The sequence below is a fragment of the Pseudonocardia xishanensis genome (assembly GCF_039541715.1).
GTDB lineage: Bacteria > Actinomycetota > Actinomycetes > Mycobacteriales > Pseudonocardiaceae > Pseudonocardia > Pseudonocardia xishanensis.
In genome coordinates this window covers 1-556 of record NZ_BAABGT010000146.1, presented here as the reverse complement: position 1 = coordinate 556, position 556 = coordinate 1, and the positions used below count along the sequence as shown (strand labels likewise).

1 protein-coding gene is annotated in these 556 nt (G+C 69.2%); it reads right to left on the bottom strand.

Annotated features, from left to right (window positions below; genetic code table 11):
• Positions 1–529 (bottom strand): plasmid pRiA4b ORF-3 family protein (locus tag ABD993_RS36540; RefSeq protein WP_345428988.1); only part of this gene is annotated, 529 nt, incomplete at its 3' end.
• Positions 530–556: the final 27 nt, after the last annotated feature.

Genomic DNA, 556 nt, shown 5'->3' with positions numbered 1-556 from the left:
CGCGGTCGGCCTCGGCGGGGTCGAAGCGGTGCGGATCGAACTCACCGCCCGCCCACTCGCGGCGCTCGTCGTGGTCGGGGTGTGACGGGTCGGCCATGACGGCCTGGAACTCCTCATACCCCCAGATGCCGCCGACGTCCTCGGGCGGGCACGCCCCCTGGCCCGCGACACAGCGCGGATAACGCACACCCGGCTCGGCGCCCAAGACCTTGTCCACGGTGATCTCGTGGGCCCAGTTGTCGCCGAAGTCGTAGACATAGCCGAAGCGGTCCCCCTGCTTGACCAGGCGGAACAGCTTGCCCTTCGACTCGTCGACGACGTCCTGGCCGGGCCAGTCCGGGTCCGGCATCCCATAGCGGCGCCCGGCGATCTCGAACTCGTGCAGGTGCGAGTTCGTCCAACCCACCGCCGACTGGACCACCTCGTGCAACACCGCCAAGTCGATCTCGCCCGGCACCTGCACCCGACGCCGGACCGACGGCCGTACCCCAGCCAACACGATCTCCAGCTCGAAGATCTTCGTCTTCACTGAGACGCGACGCGCGGGCATGAGCCG